General features: G+C 41.8%; 13 protein-coding genes and 1 riboswitch. Of the genes, 9 read left to right on the top strand and 4 right to left on the bottom strand.

What is annotated here, in order from left to right; all coding sequences use genetic code 11:
* Positions 1-7: 7 nt before the first annotated feature.
* The 3 genes from R8806_RS12175 to R8806_RS12165 all read right to left on the bottom strand — a co-directional run bounded on the left by R8806_RS12175 (position 8) and on the right by R8806_RS12165 (position 2,962).
* Positions 8-1,126 carry a DUF5074 domain-containing protein gene (locus R8806_RS12175; RefSeq protein ID WP_124315735.1) on the bottom strand — a complete coding sequence of 373 codons (1,119 nt, stop codon included), beginning with the start codon at positions 1,124-1,126 and terminating at the stop codon, positions 8-10.
* A 96-nt stretch (positions 1,127-1,222) separates the two neighbouring features.
* A riboswitch (cobalamin riboswitch) is annotated at positions 1,223-1,422 on the bottom strand.
* Between the two features lie 49 nt (positions 1,423-1,471).
* Entirely contained in the window at positions 1,472-2,290 is an 819-nt protein-coding gene (locus R8806_RS12170) for a GIN domain-containing protein (RefSeq protein WP_124315734.1), read from the bottom strand.
* A 75-nt stretch (positions 2,291-2,365) separates the two neighbouring features.
* On the bottom strand, positions 2,366-2,962 hold the full coding sequence (locus R8806_RS12165; RefSeq protein WP_124315733.1) for a MarC family protein: 597 nt from the start codon (positions 2,960-2,962) through the stop codon (positions 2,366-2,368).
* 116 nt (positions 2,963-3,078) lie between these two features.
* Between R8806_RS12165 and R8806_RS12160 the strand changes: the two genes are divergently transcribed.
* From R8806_RS12160 to R8806_RS12120, 9 genes are all read left to right on the top strand, one after another.
* Positions 3,079-3,636: an RNA polymerase sigma-70 factor gene (locus R8806_RS12160; RefSeq protein WP_124315732.1), complete on the top strand. Its 558-nt coding sequence runs from the start codon at positions 3,079-3,081 to the stop codon at positions 3,634-3,636.
* A 46-nt stretch (positions 3,637-3,682) separates the two neighbouring features.
* Positions 3,683-4,855, top strand: a complete 1,173-nt coding sequence (locus tag R8806_RS12155; RefSeq protein WP_124315731.1) for a FecR family protein — start codon at positions 3,683-3,685, stop codon at positions 4,853-4,855.
* Positions 4,856-4,997: 142 nt separating this feature from the next.
* Entirely contained in the window at positions 4,998-8,624 is a 3,627-nt protein-coding gene (locus tag R8806_RS12150) for a SusC/RagA family TonB-linked outer membrane protein (RefSeq protein WP_229783012.1), read from the top strand.
* Between the two features lie 11 nt (positions 8,625-8,635).
* On the top strand, positions 8,636-10,363 hold the full coding sequence (locus tag R8806_RS12145) for a RagB/SusD family nutrient uptake outer membrane protein (protein ID WP_124315730.1): 1,728 nt from the start codon (positions 8,636-8,638) through the stop codon (positions 10,361-10,363).
* The gene (locus R8806_RS12140; RefSeq protein WP_124315729.1) at positions 10,360-11,526 is read left to right on the top strand and encodes a hypothetical protein; all 1,167 of its coding nucleotides are present in this window, start codon (positions 10,360-10,362) and stop codon (positions 11,524-11,526) included. Before R8806_RS12145 ends, R8806_RS12140 begins: the two co-directional genes overlap by 4 nt.
* A gap of 19 nt (positions 11,527-11,545) precedes the next feature.
* Positions 11,546-12,907, top strand: coding sequence for a TlpA family protein disulfide reductase (locus R8806_RS12135; protein WP_124315728.1), 1,362 nt, complete (start codon positions 11,546-11,548; stop codon positions 12,905-12,907).
* Positions 12,908-12,944: 37 nt separating this feature from the next.
* Positions 12,945-14,381: a TlpA family protein disulfide reductase gene (locus R8806_RS12130; RefSeq protein ID WP_124315727.1), complete on the top strand. Its 1,437-nt coding sequence runs from the start codon at positions 12,945-12,947 to the stop codon at positions 14,379-14,381.
* A gap of 19 nt (positions 14,382-14,400) precedes the next feature.
* The gene (locus tag R8806_RS12125) at positions 14,401-15,483 is read left to right on the top strand and encodes a thioredoxin family protein (protein ID WP_124315726.1); all 1,083 of its coding nucleotides are present in this window, start codon (positions 14,401-14,403) and stop codon (positions 15,481-15,483) included.
* Between the two features lie 7 nt (positions 15,484-15,490).
* Complete coding sequence (locus R8806_RS12120) at positions 15,491-16,858, top strand: TlpA family protein disulfide reductase (protein WP_124315725.1); 1,368 nt, start codon at positions 15,491-15,493, stop codon at positions 16,856-16,858.
* A gap of 66 nt (positions 16,859-16,924) precedes the next feature.
* Here the strand turns inward: R8806_RS12120 and R8806_RS12115 are convergent, their stop codons facing one another.
* Complete coding sequence (locus tag R8806_RS12115; protein WP_124315724.1) at positions 16,925-18,118, bottom strand: phosphoglycerate kinase; 1,194 nt, start codon at positions 18,116-18,118, stop codon at positions 16,925-16,927.
* Between the last annotated feature and the right edge of the window lie 152 nt (positions 18,119-18,270).

The raw sequence follows: 18,270 nt of genomic DNA, 5'->3' as shown, positions 1-18,270 counted from the left end.
AAATTATTTATTTGTCGTATTCGGTAAAATGAATCATTCTAGGATATACTCCTACTCGTTGACTGACGATACTACCATTCTCCTTGTATTCCCGGAGGAAACCTCTTTGTCTAGAATAATCCAGACAATCACAGAGGAATACGTCACCATCAGGAGAAATTCCCATACCGTACATCATCCCTAAATCCGGAAGTCTGCGATAGAGAGCTATTTCGTGAGAATCAACATCCATGGTGAAAATAGCTCCGAGTCTGCTGTTTTTTTCAGATAGGATGGTCATGTAAAAGTATAGTTTACTTTTTGTCCGGTCTGTGTCCATTCTCGTGTACCAATCTGTTCCTGTGATACAATCATCAACGTAGTCCTTATCTCCTTCCTTCACGTACGGGATTTCGATGGTATCTTCTACTTTCTCTGTTTCCGGATTAATACCATTCAAGATGACTTTATCACTTTCTGTTGTTAGTATCCATAATTTATGGTTCTTGTCGAGGATCGGTTTGGCTGTTTTCATGATACTACCTTGTAGTCCTTCAACTAGACGCATGGATGAACCTTTTATGTTATCCACGTCAAAGACGCCAATACCTTTGTCGATAGCTGCACAGAATAATTTCTTGTCAATCGTGATCATTTTTTCAATTTGCATGGCTTCTGTTTCTGAGATGTCAATATATTCGATAACAGAATAATCTTTTATATTGATACGTGCAAGTTCTCTTCCTAAGGAGGAGACAATGGCTTCTGTTGCACTGATCGGTTGAATGAAACGAGGTGATATGTTGCTGTCTTCAAAAACGATAGTTGCAATCGAGTTGAATGTTTGAGGCTCGACGATTTCTACTTTTTTAGAACCATTTAGGGCCACAAAGTAATTACCATTGATATAGGTGATTGATTGGGCGATGTCACCTAAAGGCCTGTTGTTTACATCTTGGAATAGGTCAAAAGTGGTACTTCTATCATCATAAATCACGGATAAAGCCCCACTTCCTGTAGTAGCTGCTCCCTCGTTGACCACGATCATGTCGATGTGTTTACTTGGGTCATAGTCAGTATTATCATCATCAGAACAAGCTACGAATGTAGCGAAAAATAAAAGTAAGAATAAAAGTTTTTTCATCATTTTATTTGTTAATAAATTAAAAATTAAGGATGAAAAACAAGGAATAACGTATTTGGTACTACCAGATGCTAATTCGTTGTTTACTTCCCGAAACGTTGAATAAAATGAATGTTGGCAGGTTTTCTGGCTTTCTCTGTCATCCGGTGGCCTTCCCATTCATCACTGAACAGTGGCATAGCAGTGCCGGATCATTAAATAAGAGATTACAGCTGCGGGTACAGCCCCGGATTTACACCGGATTCCCTAATGGGTAATTAGATAAAAATTACCTTTGCTCCAAAATTCGGGTGCAAAGGTAATACTTTTCGAAAAGGGTGCAAAGAGTTATAGATAATTAAGAAATGCCTACTTTTCGTATTTTTTTCTATTCTCAAAGGATTTTGGCGTGATCTTGTTGATGTTGGAGGCTCCCGATGAGTGCAGGGAGAGGATGATCGGATCACCGGAGTATGTAGCTTTTGCGGCACCGGAGGTGTGTAGACTGATTTTTTCTTTGACTTGAAAATGAGCTTTTGCAGCTCCCGATACTTCTGCTTTCAGTTCGTTTATCGGAAAGTCTTCCAGGTTCGCTTTTGAGGCTCCTGATACTTCCATTTTGCAATGTACGGTGTTACCTTTAAGAGAGAGGTTTGATGCTCCGCTAATGTCGAAGGTTGATTCGGGACTGGTCATTTGTCCTTTGAGGTTTGAGGCTCCACTTAGTTCGATGTTAAGTTTTTCTTTTGCTAGGAAATCTCCACCTACAAGCATTTTACTGGCTCCGGAGAGGTCCACCTTTAGCTTGGCTGTCATGAAATCCCCGATGGTTTCCAATTTACAGACTCCGGTTAACTCCACATTGTCAAGGCTGGTAAAGGTAATCTCTGCCGTGAAACGATCATCGTCATTGTTTCTTTTGTTTTTGGTGGTGATTTTCCCATCGATGTAGATATGTAATTTCCCATCGGAATCTAGTTTCAGAACGAGTTGTTTTTCAAGTCGAGCTGGAATGTTTACGGTGACTCCGGTCGTGGTACCTTGTTTAGCCGTTATACTGAAGATTCCGTGAGCCTCGATTCCGGTAATCTTTTGTCCTTGGAAGCGGGAGATGCTGATTTGTTCCTGTGCGAATGCTCCGGTTATTGTGAGGCAGAGCATGAAAATGACAAATGATATTTTTTTCATAATGATCTGTTTTATGATGGGACGCTTAAAGGTAACGAAAAGTTACAGGACTCGGTAGGAAAGGAGGGAATTTTATTATATCATCAATGTTTCCAGTAAGGTGTTCAAGTTGGAGGTGAATATTTTTACCGACATGGCGAGCAGGATGATCCCGAAGAATTTCCGTAAAATGTAGACACCGCCTTTTCCCAATACTCGTTCCACGAGATAGACGTTACGTAGGACGATATATACGACAAGCATATTGAGTATAATGGCAATAATAATGCTGAACACGCTACATTCTGCTTTGAGAGTTAAAGTCGTGGCTAATGCTCCGGCTCCAGCAATCAGTGGGAATATGACAGGGACAATTGTTGCTGATCCTTCCGGGCCATCATTCTGGAAAATTTCTATGTTGAATGTCATTTCGACTGCTAGCACGAAAAGGACGAGCGCTCCTGCAAGGGCAAATGAGGAGATGTCGATGTTGAATAGTTTCAAGAGTCCATCTCCGGCAAACAGGAACGTGATGAATATCGCAAGAGATATTCCTGCGGCTTTTCCTGCATTGACTTTTTTACCTGCACTGTTGAGCCCGATAATAATAGGGGTTGATCCCGTGATGTCGATCACGGCGAAAAGTACCATAAAAGCGGTGAATATTTCTTTTATATTGATGCTAAAGTCCATGTTTCTATTTTCTGCTTGCAAAGATAAAGATAAAAACTGAAATTAGGAGAAAGGAAGAGGTTTTGAAAAAAGTCGTATATTTGTGATGCCCGGGTGCAAAATTTTATTTGGTGTCAATGGATGATTTGAATAGTATATTTATCCGTCAAATAAACGAAAAACAGGAAAAAGCTTTTCATGAGTTGTTTCTGCGTTTTTTTAATTATCTCGTTGTGTATGCCATGAGGCGAGTACAGCGACGGGATGTGGCGGAGGATATTGTGCAGGAGGTTTTCGTGAATGTGTGGGAGGGAAATAAGGAGTTTAACTCGTATGTCGGTTTCAGGGCTTTTCTTTATAATGCTGTGGCGAATAGATGCATGGATTATTTAAAACATCAAGTTGTAGAAGACCGATATGCTGCGGCGGTCATGAAAGAGGAGCATGAATGGGATGAGCTGGATATGGCAGAAGAGGAGATGTACCGGGAGTTACATCTCGTGGTGCAGGAATTGCCGGAGCGAAGTCGTGCGGTGTTTGAATTACATTTGGAAGGGAAGAAGAACGAGGAGATTGCTCAATTGCTTGCTTTATCAGTACTTACCGTGAAATCCTACAAGAAAAATGCCATGCAATATTTAAGAAAGCGCTTGGGTGATGCACATTTTTTATTATTAGTCGGTACATTTTTTTAAATCGGATACCCTCTTTTTGTTTTCGTGGTCGTATTAGGAGTAAAATATGATCATAGATATGGACTATAAAAATGAAATAGGTCATTTGCTTCAAAAATATTTCTCTGGAACGATCATGCCGGACGAACAGCGTTTGTTGGATAGTTGGATGAAGGAGAAGGAAGAGCATAAGCAGTTGTTCGATAGATTGCGGAAAGATACTCGTTTCGCGGAGGAATACGGGATATTTCGTGAGGTGGATACGACTCGGGCTTGGGAGACTTTCCGTGTGAAAAACGGGCTGAGGCGACAACGACGGATGACTACATGGATCAAATATGCGGCTGTAATTGCATTACCTTTGCTTATTGCTGGGGTATGGCTGTTGTTTCCTCGTGGAGGAGAGCGATCAATACCGGTGGCTCAAAATACGAAAATCGTGAAACGGGAGGAGAGTCCTGTTTTGGAGGTTGTTGGTGGAGGTAAAGTGATACTGGAGAAGGAAAAGGATAAAATGATAGAGGCGGGTAGGGGCGTTGACGTTCAACAAAGTTCCGGAATGCTGGTGTATTCGGATTCGGTTGTGTCAGAGTATGTGGATACGAATGTGTTGAGGATTCCCAAGGGTGGTGAGTTTAAGTTACAATTAGCAGATGGGACACGGGTGTATTTGAATTCAGCGACGGATTTAAGGTATCCGGTGGCTTTTACCGGGCCGGAACGACGGGTGTACTTGAAAGGAGAGGCTTATTTCGAGGTCGCAAAAGATGTGGAACATCCGTTTATCGTGGTTACGGATGATGTACAAGTACGGGTGTACGGGACTTCGTTCAATGTGAATACGCTTGGTGCTGATGGGGTTCGTACTGTGCTGGTGGAAGGAAAAGTAGGGATTCGAGGTCAGGATTTGGACCGGGAGTACGTGTTGAAACCGAACGAGCTTGCATTTTATGACCGGAATTCCCGTGATATGAAAATTGAAACAGTTGATCCCGATTTATATACTCTTTGGCGAAAAGGAATTTTCGTGTTCGAGCGGGAGACATTGGAAAATATCATGAATACTCTTTCTTTATGGTATGACATGGAGGTGTTTTTCCAGTCGGAGAGTGCCAAGCAGTTGCATTTTTCGGGACATATGAAACGTTATGAACAGATTGAAGATATTTTGCACGCGATAACGGATGCTACGGGGGTCGTGTTTACGATAAACGATAGAACCGTATGTGTATCAAGATAAAACGGAAGGTCGGCAAACCCTCCGTCTTTATTTCAAAAAGACAATAAACCTCGCATTGGAACCGTGAGGGTTTATTGAATGTTGAATTTATTACCACAAATGTATGAAAAAAAAACGATTATGTTTTCGATTGCCACGGGGCATGAGAGAAAAAATTGAAAAAGTGATGAAACTTTTCTGGATTTTAATGTGTGTGTTCACCTTTTCTGTTTCGGCGGAATCGCTTGCTCAACAGGAAAGAGTCAGTCTGAATCTGAAAGACGTGGCGGTACGGGCTTTGTTTGACGAGATTCAGAGGCAAACGAATCTGTATTTTGTTTTTAACACGGAGTTGACGGATCGGCTGGGACAGTTGTCCGTGAACGTGAAGGACGAGACGGTGGAAAACGTGTTGCAACAGATTCTGAAAGGAACGGGATTGACTTACAAGTTCCGGGGAGATCTGATCGTGATTCAACAGGAGGATAAGAAAGAGGATGTAAAAAAAGGCAAGAGAATAGTCGGAATAGTTATTGATGAGAACTCGGGTGATGTTTTACCGGGTGTAACCGTAAAATTATGTTCGGAATCTTCTGTGGCTTTAGGGACGGCGACGGATTATCAGGGGCGTTTTGTATTGACATTGCCCGTGGTCAAGGGTGCATTGGAGTTCTCTTTCGTGGGTTACGAGACTCAGAAAATGAATTTTACGGAGAAGACGGATAGCTTGAGAGTGGTGTTGAGAGAGAAAATGAACGAGTTGGAGGATGTTGTGGTGACCGGTTATCAGCAAATTGATCGGCGACATTTGACTGCAGCTGTTACGACTGTTAAAATGAGTGATATTGATGTCCCGGGCGTAAATCGTATCGACCAGATGCTGGAAGGACGTATTCCCGGTATGACTTTTATGCAGAATAGCGGTCAGGTGGGAGCTACTCCGAAATTGAGAATACGGGGAACTTCTTCTATTTTGGGTAATCAGGAACCGTTGTGGGTAGTGGATGGAATTATTCAGCAAGATCCGGTGAATATTGATCCCCAACAGTTGAATGATTTGGATTTCGTGAATTTGTTGGGGAACGCTATTGCCGGGTTGAATCCGGATGACGTGGAGCAGATTGACGTGTTGAAGGATGCGGCTGCCACAGCATTGTATGGGGTGCGGGCTGCCAATGGAGTTATCGTTATCACCACGAAAAAAGGGAAGGTGGGTCCCCCGAAATTATCATATTCGTTGACAGGTACGTTTTCTACTCGTCCTCGGTATTCGGATAGAGGGGTGAATTTGATGAATTCCAAGGAAAGAGTAGATGTTTCCCGGGAATTGATGGAACGAGGAGTTCGTTATACTGGTGTTTACAATAGTTTTACGGATTGGATTGGGTACGAGAAGGCATATCTGGATTATTTTAAATATGGTTCTATTAGTTTCAATGATTTTAAAGAGCGTTCCGCTTATTACGAGACGTTGAATACCGACTGGCTTGATCTTTTGTGTCGGGATGTGTTCTCGCATAATCACTCATTGAGTATCAGTGGAGGAAATGAGAGTGCTAAATATTATGCTTCTTTTGGATATGCAAATGAAGAGGGGAATATTAAAGGGGAGAAGAATGAGCGTTACACGGCAAGTGTACGAGTAACTGTGCAACATAAGAGATTGCAAATGCAATTCGGCGTTTCCGGTAATGTTCAGGATAAAACCTATAATCCTAGTGATTTAGGTATTATGAATTATGCTTATAATATGACCCGGGCGATTCCTCTCTACGGTGAGGACGGGGAGTTGTACACGTATAAAAAGGGGAATTATCCATTTAATATCATTCGGGAAATGGAGGAGTCTGATTATACAATTAATCAGAGGAATGCGAGTGCGAATGCACAAGTCCAGTATCGTTTTACAGATGCATTCAAGTTAATAGGTACGGCTTCTTATTCCATGGGAACTTCCGATGATGAAACGTGGTATGGCGAGAACTCGAATTATATCCTTAAATTGAAAGATGCGAATTCGTCCATGACTAGGAGTGAATGTCCTTTTGGTGGGGAGTTGAAAACAAATTCAAATCGTAGTAGTTCTTATACATTCCGGGTACAAGCGGATTACAGCAAGTTTTGGGATAAAAATAAGGACCATTTTACGAATGCTTCTATCGGTTGGGAATTGTCATCTTCTAAATATAATACTACGGCAAACACGGAGCGGGGGTATCTGAAAGATCGGGGAATGACTTTCGCCGCGTTAAAAGGGGAGGATTATTCCAAGTATCCGAAATATTTTGATTGGGTGATTCGGAATTATCCGAAATATAGTAAATCATTGACGAATACAACGTCGTTTTATCTTACGCTAACGTATAGTTACAAGGATCGGTATATTTTTAACGTGAATTCCCGAGCCGATTGGTCTAACGCATTCGGGAGTCGTAGTAACGAGAAACTTTTTCCGGTATGGTCTTTTTCCGGGCGTTGGAATATGACGAATGATGTCGTGAAGAATGTGAGTTGGATTAATAATCTGGCTCTACGCGTGTCTTACGGTATTCAGGGGAATATGCAAAATAATCAACCGACTCAATTAATTATCAATAAAGGCGGGTATGATTCTTCAAAAGGAGGATATATTTCAACTGTGGAGAAGTTTCCTAATCCTGATTTAAAATGGGAAAAGACGTATTCTTTTAATGCCGGGATAGATTTCAGTTTCCTTAAAGATAAAATTCAGGGTTCTATTTCCGGTTATTATAAAAAGACCGTGGATGCCTTTTTGTCCAAGACCGTGTGTGACGTGAATGGGGTGACAACTTATGTCGTGAATTCCGGTAATGTTGAAAACAAAGGTATAGAGTTGTCTTTGAACTTTAATCCGATTAACCGTGCTGTCTCGGCTAATGGGAAAAGAGGTTTTGTCTGGCGTTTTGATCCACAGATCGGGCAGACATTGAATAAGTTGTTAAACGATCGTATCAAACGGAAAGATAAAACGTTACAAGATGAATTGACTCTGTCGCAGTTTTTGAATGGTTCTGTTCAATTGTCCGGAACTCCGCTGAACACTTTCTTTTCATTCAAGTATGCCGGGTTGGATAATCAAGGGAAACCGACATTTAAGGATTTGGAGGCAGATCGGGCGGAGGAATTACATGAAAAGTACAAGAATTTGTCTAAGAAGGATGTGTGGTTGGCCGTGCTAGATGAGTCCGGAACTCGGGTGCCTGTTCTTCAGGGTGGTTTTAATAATTATTTTGGTTACCGAAGTTTTAGTTTAACGGTTAATTTTTCTTATAGCATCGGTAATAAAATTAGATTGTTACGAATTGCTTCCGGAGAATATAGTGCGGTGTCTCCCAAACCGATGCAAAATTTGCGCCGGGAGTTTGTGAATCGTTGGAGAAATCCGGGAGATGAAAAAATAACCGATATTCCGGCTCTGGATATAGAAGGTGGTCAGGATAAAGGATGGTGGAATGCTAATAAATATAAAGTTGAATGGGAGCCAAGTGGCAGTGCCACGATATATTCTATGTATGATGATTCAGACTTGAGGGTCGCGAGCGGGAATTATTTGCGTTTGCAATCTTTGTCCTTACGTTATTTGTTCCCAAGGGCGTTGGCTAAGAAGTTAGGTTTTTCTTCCGGTTATTTATCCTTGTCCGGTTCGAATTTGTTTACTTGGTGTAGTAAGGACCTGAAGGGGCAATCTCCGGAACAATCTGGAACTTCCAGCGTGGTTAATATATCTGTCCGTCCGAAGTATTCGCTTAATTTGAATGTTGTTTTTTAAAACGGTATACGATGAAAAAATATAGTATATTATGGTTTGCAGTTTTACTTTGTGGATTATCTACCTCATGTAAAGATTTTTTGAACGAGTATTCACAAAACTTGGCTTATATTGAAACCGCTTCGGATTTGGAGGAGTTGTTGTTGGGAAGTGGTTACCAAGACCCCGCCATGACGATTTGTCCGGGAGCGGCAATAGCTACATTTGGAAATAAGACACAGAATCGAGATTTTATGACGTGTATCCATTTGATGGATGATGATATAAAAGAAGCTCCAGCTCCGGTTGCAAAGGAATATAAAACAAGATCGTGGCAAATCGTGGCAGGATATTACCGATGGGCGGATGATCCCGCTATCGGTTTGACGGGGATAGCGGTGCAAGATTATATATGGGCGGACTTTTATAGACGTATCGCTGTTTTGAACTCGATCATTTCAGCCATACCGGAACAACGGTCAAAGCATAAGTTCGGCGAGGAGGAGACGTTGAATCAAGTGGGGGGAGAGACTTATTTTTTGAGAGCTTGGTATTATTTTATGTTGACAAATATATACGGGGCTCCATACGATAAGAGTAATCCGAATGCTACTTGGGGTGTTCCTTTAAAATTGTCGGAAGAAGTGATCGATATTTATTATTCACGAAATACGGTAGGTGAGGTTTACGCATCTATCGAGGCAGACTTGAAAAAAGCAATCGAGTTTTTTAAGTTGTTGTCTTCACCTAGGAAAAATGCCCAGCATGGAAGTATTGATGCTTGTTACGCTTTGTTGAGTCGGGTTTATCTTTACATGGAAAGATATGAAGATTGTATTGAGGTTGCGAATAAGATAGAGGGATACGGGGTGAAGAGTTTGAGTTCTTTGCCTGTCACCGAATCTTTTGCAACTTTGGAATCCGTGGAGACGATATTTTCCCACGGGCCACACGAGGCGTATTGGATTTTTGGAGATGATGCAGAGTTAGAGATATCTAGTCGAATAGATATAGATCATTTATTAGCCACTGGTGAGATCGTTATGATAACGACTCGTACGGTGAAACAGAACGGCTGGTCGTATGCTTGTTCGCCCGAATTCGAGGGATTGTTTGATGAGAATGACTATCGTTTAAACCGTTTCTTCAGTCGGACGCGTTATGCGAAGAATTTGGTTCCCCGAAAGTATAAGTCAAAAATATCTATTTCCGAGTATGATCCGGTAAGTATGGATACGGTTGTTTATGCAAATACCGGAACCCCTGCGTCAACTGGAGGGTGGTTACGATATCCCGAGATCCTTTTGAATAAGGCCGAGGCGCAGGCTTGTTTGGGACAATCGGAAGCTGTAAGCACGTTAAGGAGTTTGATGCAATATCGTTATAAAAAGATGCCAACGATTCCTTCCGGAGGAAAGGAACTTGTTGATTTTGTACGATTAGAACGGCGGAAAGAGTTATGTTACGAGGGACACCGTTGGTTTGATCTTCGTCGTTATGCTGTGAACAATACTTATCCATGTAAACGGGCCATAGAACATGTATGTTATCAAATTGCAACGGATGCGGGTGGGAGCGTAATAGCCGAGAAGGTGGGAGAGACAACGTTGGAAGAATATAATGATAATAGTTTTGGTTCATGGATGATCCCTATCCCGCAAAGTGTCATCGAATTTTGCGATGGTAATATGAAAAACCCTGTGAGAGGTGGAGTTACGGCAAATTTTGTAATTGAAAAAGAAGAGGAGGAAACGCTATGAGAAAATTAATTTATATTTTGTTAATAGGAGTATTTATAGCATGTTCCGGGGAGGAAACGTTGACTCCGATGGAAGTGAAAAATTGGTATGTTATTACTCCTACGGAAAATATGGACGAAGTGGATGATATGATTTATCGCCTATATGAGAAATATGATCTTGCAATTTTTTACAAGGATACGATCGGGATGGAGGATCGGGGATGGAAAGATGAAAACGGAGATCCGAAGTTTTATTATGAAGTGCTTCGTTTGGATTACGATATGACAGAAATTGCCAATATCCAGACTAAGATCACGTTCAATAAGGTTGATGTTACTAACCCGGAAAGTAAGGCTGCAATGATGCCGCTATTGAAGTTGCTGAACGAGAAGTTACTGGCTTGGATTGATGGGGTTGACGTATTTATCCCGGCAATCTTGATCGTGCAGGATATGGAAAAGGGAACGAAGCCCATGTATGTTTATCGCGGGTTTGGGGTTTTAGGTTTCGCTTTGAATGGATACGAGCAATCAAATCCGGATTCTCTCTTCCAACGGGCATTTTTACATGAAATTTGTTATGGTGCTTTGCAAGATTCTTTGTCCAGTTTTCAATCTGTTGTAACTAAGGCATTCGAAAATACATCGGCTTCACCGGCTATAATAAAAGAATGTTGGGGGGTAAATTATGAAACGTTCGTGCCTTCTTATGCGGATCGGTTGTTGAAAGTAAATAATATGCAATCCTATTATGATATGAAAGTTCTTTACATGGGAAAAAAGGAAGAGGCCTTAGCTCAACTGGAAAGAGATGATTTAACGGAAACAGAACGAAAAAAATGGGAGAGCGAGGTAAACCTTGCTAATAATGTGATTGCGGCTATGGATAAACAGTTGGATAGTTATGACGAGTATAAAGCTTACGTGGAGCAAAATTGTCCGGAGAATTTTGGATTATTGGCATTGGCTACATATAAATCCGATGGAAAAACTTATTATAATGTCCCGACAGCAGAAAATGATTTTGCTGCTTATCTGGATGCCGTTCTGGATTACGATAAGGAGGAGTTTATGAAGAAATATGAAGCTTATCCTTACGTACAAGCGCGTTATACATTGATGGAGTATGTGCTTAAAGGGGCAGGTTTCAATTTGGAACGGATTAGAGCGGATATAAAATAAAAAGATAAATCATTTATTTATGAAAAAGGTATTATTATTGATCACGGCAGTTTGCTGTGTTGTAGCAGTGTGTGCTCAGGATTTCACGGCAATCAAAGGAAAAGTGAAGGATCAATGGTTGTCACAGGTTAAATTATTTAAGACCGTGGATGGGACTCCGGTGGTGTGTGCGGTAAGTCGGGTGGAGGCGGATGGTAGTTTCGGTTTTCTGGTTAAGCCCGAGAAACCCGGGTTTTACGTGATAGGGGAGGATGAGCGGATGAATTTCCCCGTGTACGTGAAAGGGGGGGAAGAAATAAATATCGAGTTACAAGAAAACAAGGCTAACTTGATAGGCAAGAACACGAGGGAGAACGTGCAATTGTATAAATGGGTGGAATATGCTTATCATGTATGGCTGAAGAGTGTGTTTTTTGATAGAGTATTCAGCACGTATGAGGATTTCTTTCCTGATTTTGAAAAGTTTGTTGCCGGGTTGTCGGAGTTGAAGGCTGGTTTGAAGAGTGGTAACAAGGAGTTCGATGCATTGCTGAGAGAGTGGATTGATTATGCCACGGATTATTATGCTGTTGTTTTTTTACAAACCCCTCGATCGAAACATCCGAAGGTGTCTGATCGACCTGAGTATTACAAGCAGATTATTAATTCGAAGAAATTTGCGGATGAACGTGTGTTGGATTTTCCGAATGGAATTACGATGCTGAGATTGTACTCTATTTTTGCTGTGAACGAGAAGGATGTAAATCCGGCGGATAAGGCCTTGTACGAGCAGACTTGTTTGGAGGCGATCCCAAGTGATCGGCTGAGAGGGGAGTTTGTTGTAAGTCGTTTTTTTTCTGAGTATCGCACGTACGAGGAGTATTTGGACGGGATGAAGAGGTTCGAAAAATATTGGTTATCTCCCTCTTTAAAAGCCCGAGCGGAAGCAGTGGGAACTAAGTTGTACAAGACCCGTGCAGGAGGTGTCGCTGCTGATTTTACTTATCCGGATGTGAACGGTAAACAAGTGTCACTTTCTGATTTTAAGGGTAAGGTGGTGTTGATTGATGTCTGGGCAACTTGGTGCGCTCCTTGCCGGGGAGAGATCCCGCATTTGAAAAAATTGGAGGAGGAGATGAAGGGTATGGATGTCATTTTCTTGGGAGTGTCCGTGGATGAGGCTAGAAATAAACAAAAATGGTTAGATTTTATAGAGCAGGAGAAGTTAGGAGGTATTCAAGTTTTTGCTAGCGGTTGGAGTAAAATTACAAAGGATTACAAGATTAACGGGATTCCGCGTTTTATCGTGATCGACCGGAAGGGGAACGTGGTTTCTTTTGATGCTCCTCGTCCTTCGAATCCAGCTTTGAAAAAGATGTTGGAGGGTGCGTTAGGCAAGTAATGCTTTTAATGAACATGGATGAGAAAAATGTAACAATATGAAATTGAATGTTTTTATTGTAATCAAGGAGATCTTTGTTCTTTGTATTGCGTTGCTTTTTGCCGCTTGTGGTAGTGGGAATAAGTTACATGAACATGATAATGAGTTGGCTAAACTGTCATTGGACGCCTTTGCCGAAGTAAAGGGACAGGTGCATCGGGAAAAAATGGACGAGGTCGGGTTGTATGAAGTGGTGAATGGTGCCGAGACGTTGATTAGTAAAACTCGGGTGGGGAAGAACGGGTGGTACGGGTTTGCGATAGAGCCTGCTCGTCCCGGATTCTACACGGTTGGGGGTGAAAAAACGAGTGAACGAATCCGAGTTTATTTAGAGGCAGGAGACCGGGCAGAGGTGAATATATTGGAAGATACGTTAGTTATAACGAATCGTAATACTCCCGAGAATTTATTGCTAGCCCGGTGGGAGAGCATATTTGAACCAGTGCGTCGGAGGGTGGATCATAAGGATTTTATCTTTTTCACGTATAAAGAGTTATTCCCGTATTACATGGATTTTTTGCCGAAAGTAGAGGAGTTTAAGAGGGAGATTCGTTCTGAGAATCCGTTTTTTGAAGAGTTGCTGAGGCAAACCGTGGAGTATGACGTGGAGTATTTTGCATTGAGGATATTATCGGCTGTCAAGGTGGATCGGGCTGTGATGAGAGGATGTCGTCCCGAGCCGGGGGATTATCCTGATTATTATTCTACGTTAGTGTCGAAAGATAAATTGAACGACAGCAGCTTGTTGCGGCAGCCTTACGGGGTAGATTATTTGATGAGCTACACGAATCTTGCGTTGCAAAAGCTTAACCGGAAGCAAACCATTGTTGATCAATTGGAATGGGTTCCGTGTGATCTACTGAAGGCGGAGATCGTGTTAAGGCATGCCGGGTGGGCGAAAACGTACGAGAAATATGATGAGATCGTAACTTATTTTTCTAAGTATTTGACAACAGAAAGTCATCATCGGAGGATGGATGAACTGAGTGCTAAATTGTACGTGGGGAATAAGGGAGCAAAAGCAGCGGATTTTACTTATCCGGATCGGAACGGGAAATTGGTTTCTCTTTCGGATTTCAAGGGGAAAGTGGTCGTGGTGGATGTTTGGGCAACTTGGTGTGGTCCTTGTCGGAAAGAGATACCGTATTTAATTAAGCTGGAAGAAGAGATGCGGGGCAAAGATGTTGTTTTTATAGGGGTGTCCGTGGATGAAAAGAAAGATCATCAGGCTTGGTTGGATGTGTTGGATAAAGAGGGACTGGAAGGCATACAATTATTTGCCAGTGGTTGGAGCCAGATCGTCAAAGATTATAAAATTAAGGGGATTCCTCGTTTTATGGTGTTTGATCGCCAAGGAAAGGTGGTTACGATTGATTCTCCTCGTCCTTCTGATCCGAGGTTAAAGGCATTATTGGATGCGGAATTAGAAAAATAATTTAAGAAATAGGGTTATAATGAAAAAAATTCTGATATTTTGTTTGATAGTATGTAGCCTCTCACGGCTTGAAGCTCAAGAGCAGGGAGTCCAATTTCAAGAGTTAACTTTTCAGGAAGCACTAAATAAAGCAAAAGCTGAAAACAAACTTGTTTTTGTGGATTGCTACACCAGTTGGTGTGGCCCCTGTAAATATATGTTGAATAATGTCTTTGTTCTTCCGGAGGTGGGTGCGTTTTTCAACGAGCATTTCGTGAATGTGAAATATGATATGGAGCAAGGGGAAGGGAGATATTTAAACGGGCGTTTTCATGTTAGATCTTACCCGACATTCCTGATGATTCGTCCCGATGGAGCCGTGCAACACCGGATCGTGGGTTCCCGGAAAACAGAAAACTTCATGGAGTGTGTTAAACGGGGAGCTGAAGAAAGGACTTCCCGTTATTATCTGGAAAAGCTCTATAAAGAGGGAAAATTAGATGTGGAACAACGTACTTTGTATCGTAAAAGTTTGGAGGATGCTGGAGACCGGGATGAGGTGAAGGCATTAACAGGGGAAGAGTTCAAACAACTTTCCGATCAAGAAAAATGTTTACCGGAGAATTGGTATCTGTATGATCAAGATGAAGTTGGTCCTCAAGACGAGCGATTTGCTTATGTACTAGCTCATAAAGCAGATTTCGATAAGCAAATCGGTAAGAAGGTGGTGGATAAAAGATTGTATGATAATTATTATGGTTTACTCACGGGATTGAAATCCAATGTTCAGGTGGATGATCTGTTTGCTTTTTTGAGTAAGCAGTTAGAGACGGTTGATTTTGTCGGTAAGGAAGGCATCCTTTTATCTCTTCACTTTGTGAAAGCTCAGAATAGCCAGAATATAGACGATATGCTTTGTCTGTTAGAAAAAGATGTGCAGAATTTGCCGCATGCTTTTTTGTGGAAAGCTCCTTTCCTTGATTTTATCATAGAAAAAGGAAGTGAAGAACAGATCGCACGTTATGTCGCTTTGGAAGAAAGAATGATAAATGCATTGGATAATGATAAGATGAAGAATATTACGAAAGAGTTTTTTGCGAAATATCGTTCTAAATTAAATTGAGGGAGACATGAAAAAGGTATTTTTAATATTACTTGTTTTGGTTTTGTCCTTTTGTGCGATAGCTCAAAAACAGGATACGGTTGTGACGATAACAGGACGAGTAGCGTCTGGAAAACCGATGCACCTTTTGGTTGAACGGCAAGTTGGGATGACACAACGGTTGGTGGAGGCTGATGTCAGCGGAGAATATAGTATTACTTTTCCAGTCAAAGAACCTATGTTTTTATCGATAAGTATCGGTCGGCAAGTTTTTTCGGGTAATTTGTTTGTGGCTCCGGGAGCGAAGATTAATCTTGATTTGACTCAAGATGAGAAATTTCAAGGCTCTTATGCTGGGGTAAATAATTTATTACGACGTGTGTTAGCGGAAGAGTTTAAGCCGAAAACAGACGGGATAAAAACGTTTACAAAACCTTATGCCGAGGCGTTGTATCGTGGGTATCAAGAGCGGGAAAAAGTGATTGAAACTTCTGGTTTATCAATGAAAGATCAACAGATAGTCAAGGGATATATGCAATTCCGGTTACTGGAAAATCTGTATATGATGATACTGCGTTCGAAGGCTTTCGGGAAAGTTTTTAATCCTCCCGATGTGGCTCCTGATTACAGTGATCCCGTGTTGAACGTGAAATGGGTCAGAGAATTGACGTTTACCGGAGATTGGTTTGCTTTGTTTCAAGAGTGGTTGTACGCCCAGGTACGAAATGAAAAAATTAAGATAGGTTCTCGTGTAACTTACTTAAATGATATGGCGAGTGTGATTGAGGATCCTGTGTTAAAGGAGGCTTATTTGTTACGAGCGATAAAGTTAGAATTGTTACAAGGAAACGTGAAGGGTTTGGAGGGACGACTTCAAAAAGCAAAGTGTATCGTGAAATCCAAAGCGGGAAAAAACGAATTGGCTGTATGCGCTCAAGAATTGAAAAAAAGTGTGTATCGGGATATGTCAGGACTTGATTTTAGTAAATATAGTTTCCCGAATATTCATGGAGATACTATTTGTTTATCTGAATTCAAAGGGAAATACGTGTTTGTTGATCTTTGGTCCACGGGGTGTAATCCGTGTGTTGCTGAGATTAATTATGCCAAGAGGTTGGAAGATCGGTTGAAAGATTTACCGTTAGTATGGGTTTCGATCTCGTTGGATACACATGTTGATACTTGGAAAAAGTTTGTAAAGCAAAAGGATATGGATGGAGAACAGTTGTTATGTTCCCGGGCATATAAACATCCTTTGATGCAACAAATGGCTGTTCATGGGATTCCGCGTTTTATTATCTTGGACCCGACAGGAAAAGTATGGGATGCCTCTTCTCGTAGACCTTCCGATCCGGTGTTAGGAGAGTTGTTATTGAAAGAGTTGTCTGGAAATTAGTGTTAGATAATAAATATACCCTAACGATTTAAATCGCTAGGGTATATTTACTTATTATGAAGGGCGTTATTTCCCTCTAATAGCCGTGATTCCCGGTAACTCTTTCCCCTCGATGTATTCGAGCAGGGCACCGCCTCCGGTGGATACGTAGCTAACCTTGTCGGCCAAGCCGAATTGGTTGATGGCGGCAACAGAGTCGCCACCCCCGATTAAGGAGAAGGCGCCGTTTGCTGTGGCTTTCACAATAGCATTAGCGATGGCTTTGGTTCCCACGGCAAATTTAGGCATTTCGAATACTCCCACGGGGCCATTCCAAAGGATGGTTTTGGATTGCTCGATGACCTTGGTGAAGGAGGCGATACTTTCCGGGCCTACATCCAATCCTTCCCATCCAACGGGAATTTCCATGGAAGGAACGATCTGGGTGTTGGCGTTATTGTCGAAAGCGTCGGCAGCGACAGTGTCGGTTGCCAATACAAGATTTACACCTTTTTCTTTGGCTAGTTTCATGATTTCAAGAGCAAGGTCGAGTTTATCTTCCTCGCAGATGGAATTGCCGACATGACCGCCCAGTGCTTTTTTGAACGTATAAGTCATTCCACCACCTAGGATGAGGTTATCCACCTTATCCATGAGGTTCATGATAATATCGATTTTGGATGAAACTTTGGAGCCTCCCATGATGGCCGAGAACGGGCGGGTGGGGTTGTGCATTACTTTATCCACGCTTTCCAATTCTCCTTGCATGACGTAGCCGAATAGTTTGTCGTTCGGGAAGAATTTAGCTATGACTGCAGTGGATGCGTGAGCCCGGTGGGCTGTCCCGAAGGCATCGTTGATCCAAACGTCGGCTAAAGAAGCCAGTTTTTGAGCGAAATTCTCGTCTCCTTTTTCTTCTTCTTTGTAAAATCGAAGGTTTTCCAACAGGAGAACTTCTCCCGGTTTCAGGTCTGCTGCAGTTTTTACTGCGCTTTCCCCGATGCAGTCATCGGCGAACTTCACGGGTACACCTAGCAGTTCTTCCAAGTGTTTCTGGATATGTTTTAATGAAAATTTGTCTTCCGGTCCGTTTTTCGGGCGTCCGAGATGAGACATCAATATTACGGAACCTCCTCCCGCCAACACTTTCTTGATCGTGGGAACGGCTGCCCGCATACGGGTGTCGTCCGTGATCTCGAACTTTTCATTTAAAGGTACGTTGAAGTCTACGCGGATAAGCGCCTTCTTGTTTTTAAAGTTGTAATTATCAATTGTCTGCATAGCAATTGTTATTTTAATGAGTAAATTACTTAATCAAAAGATAAAGGTAAGGATAAAATTATTTAAACCAAAAAATATGCAGGAAGGAATTTAGTGGATGTACAGGATGAAAAAATGTGGGTGAAAATTTGTATCACTCACGGAAAATTTGG

Origin of the sequence: Butyricimonas faecihominis, assembly GCF_033096445.1 — a bacterium.
In the GTDB taxonomy this organism is placed as follows: domain Bacteria; phylum Bacteroidota; class Bacteroidia; order Bacteroidales; family Marinifilaceae; genus Butyricimonas; species Butyricimonas faecihominis.
The sequence above is the reverse complement of the archived record's forward strand: the minus strand, read 5'-3'. Positions and strand labels throughout refer to the sequence as shown.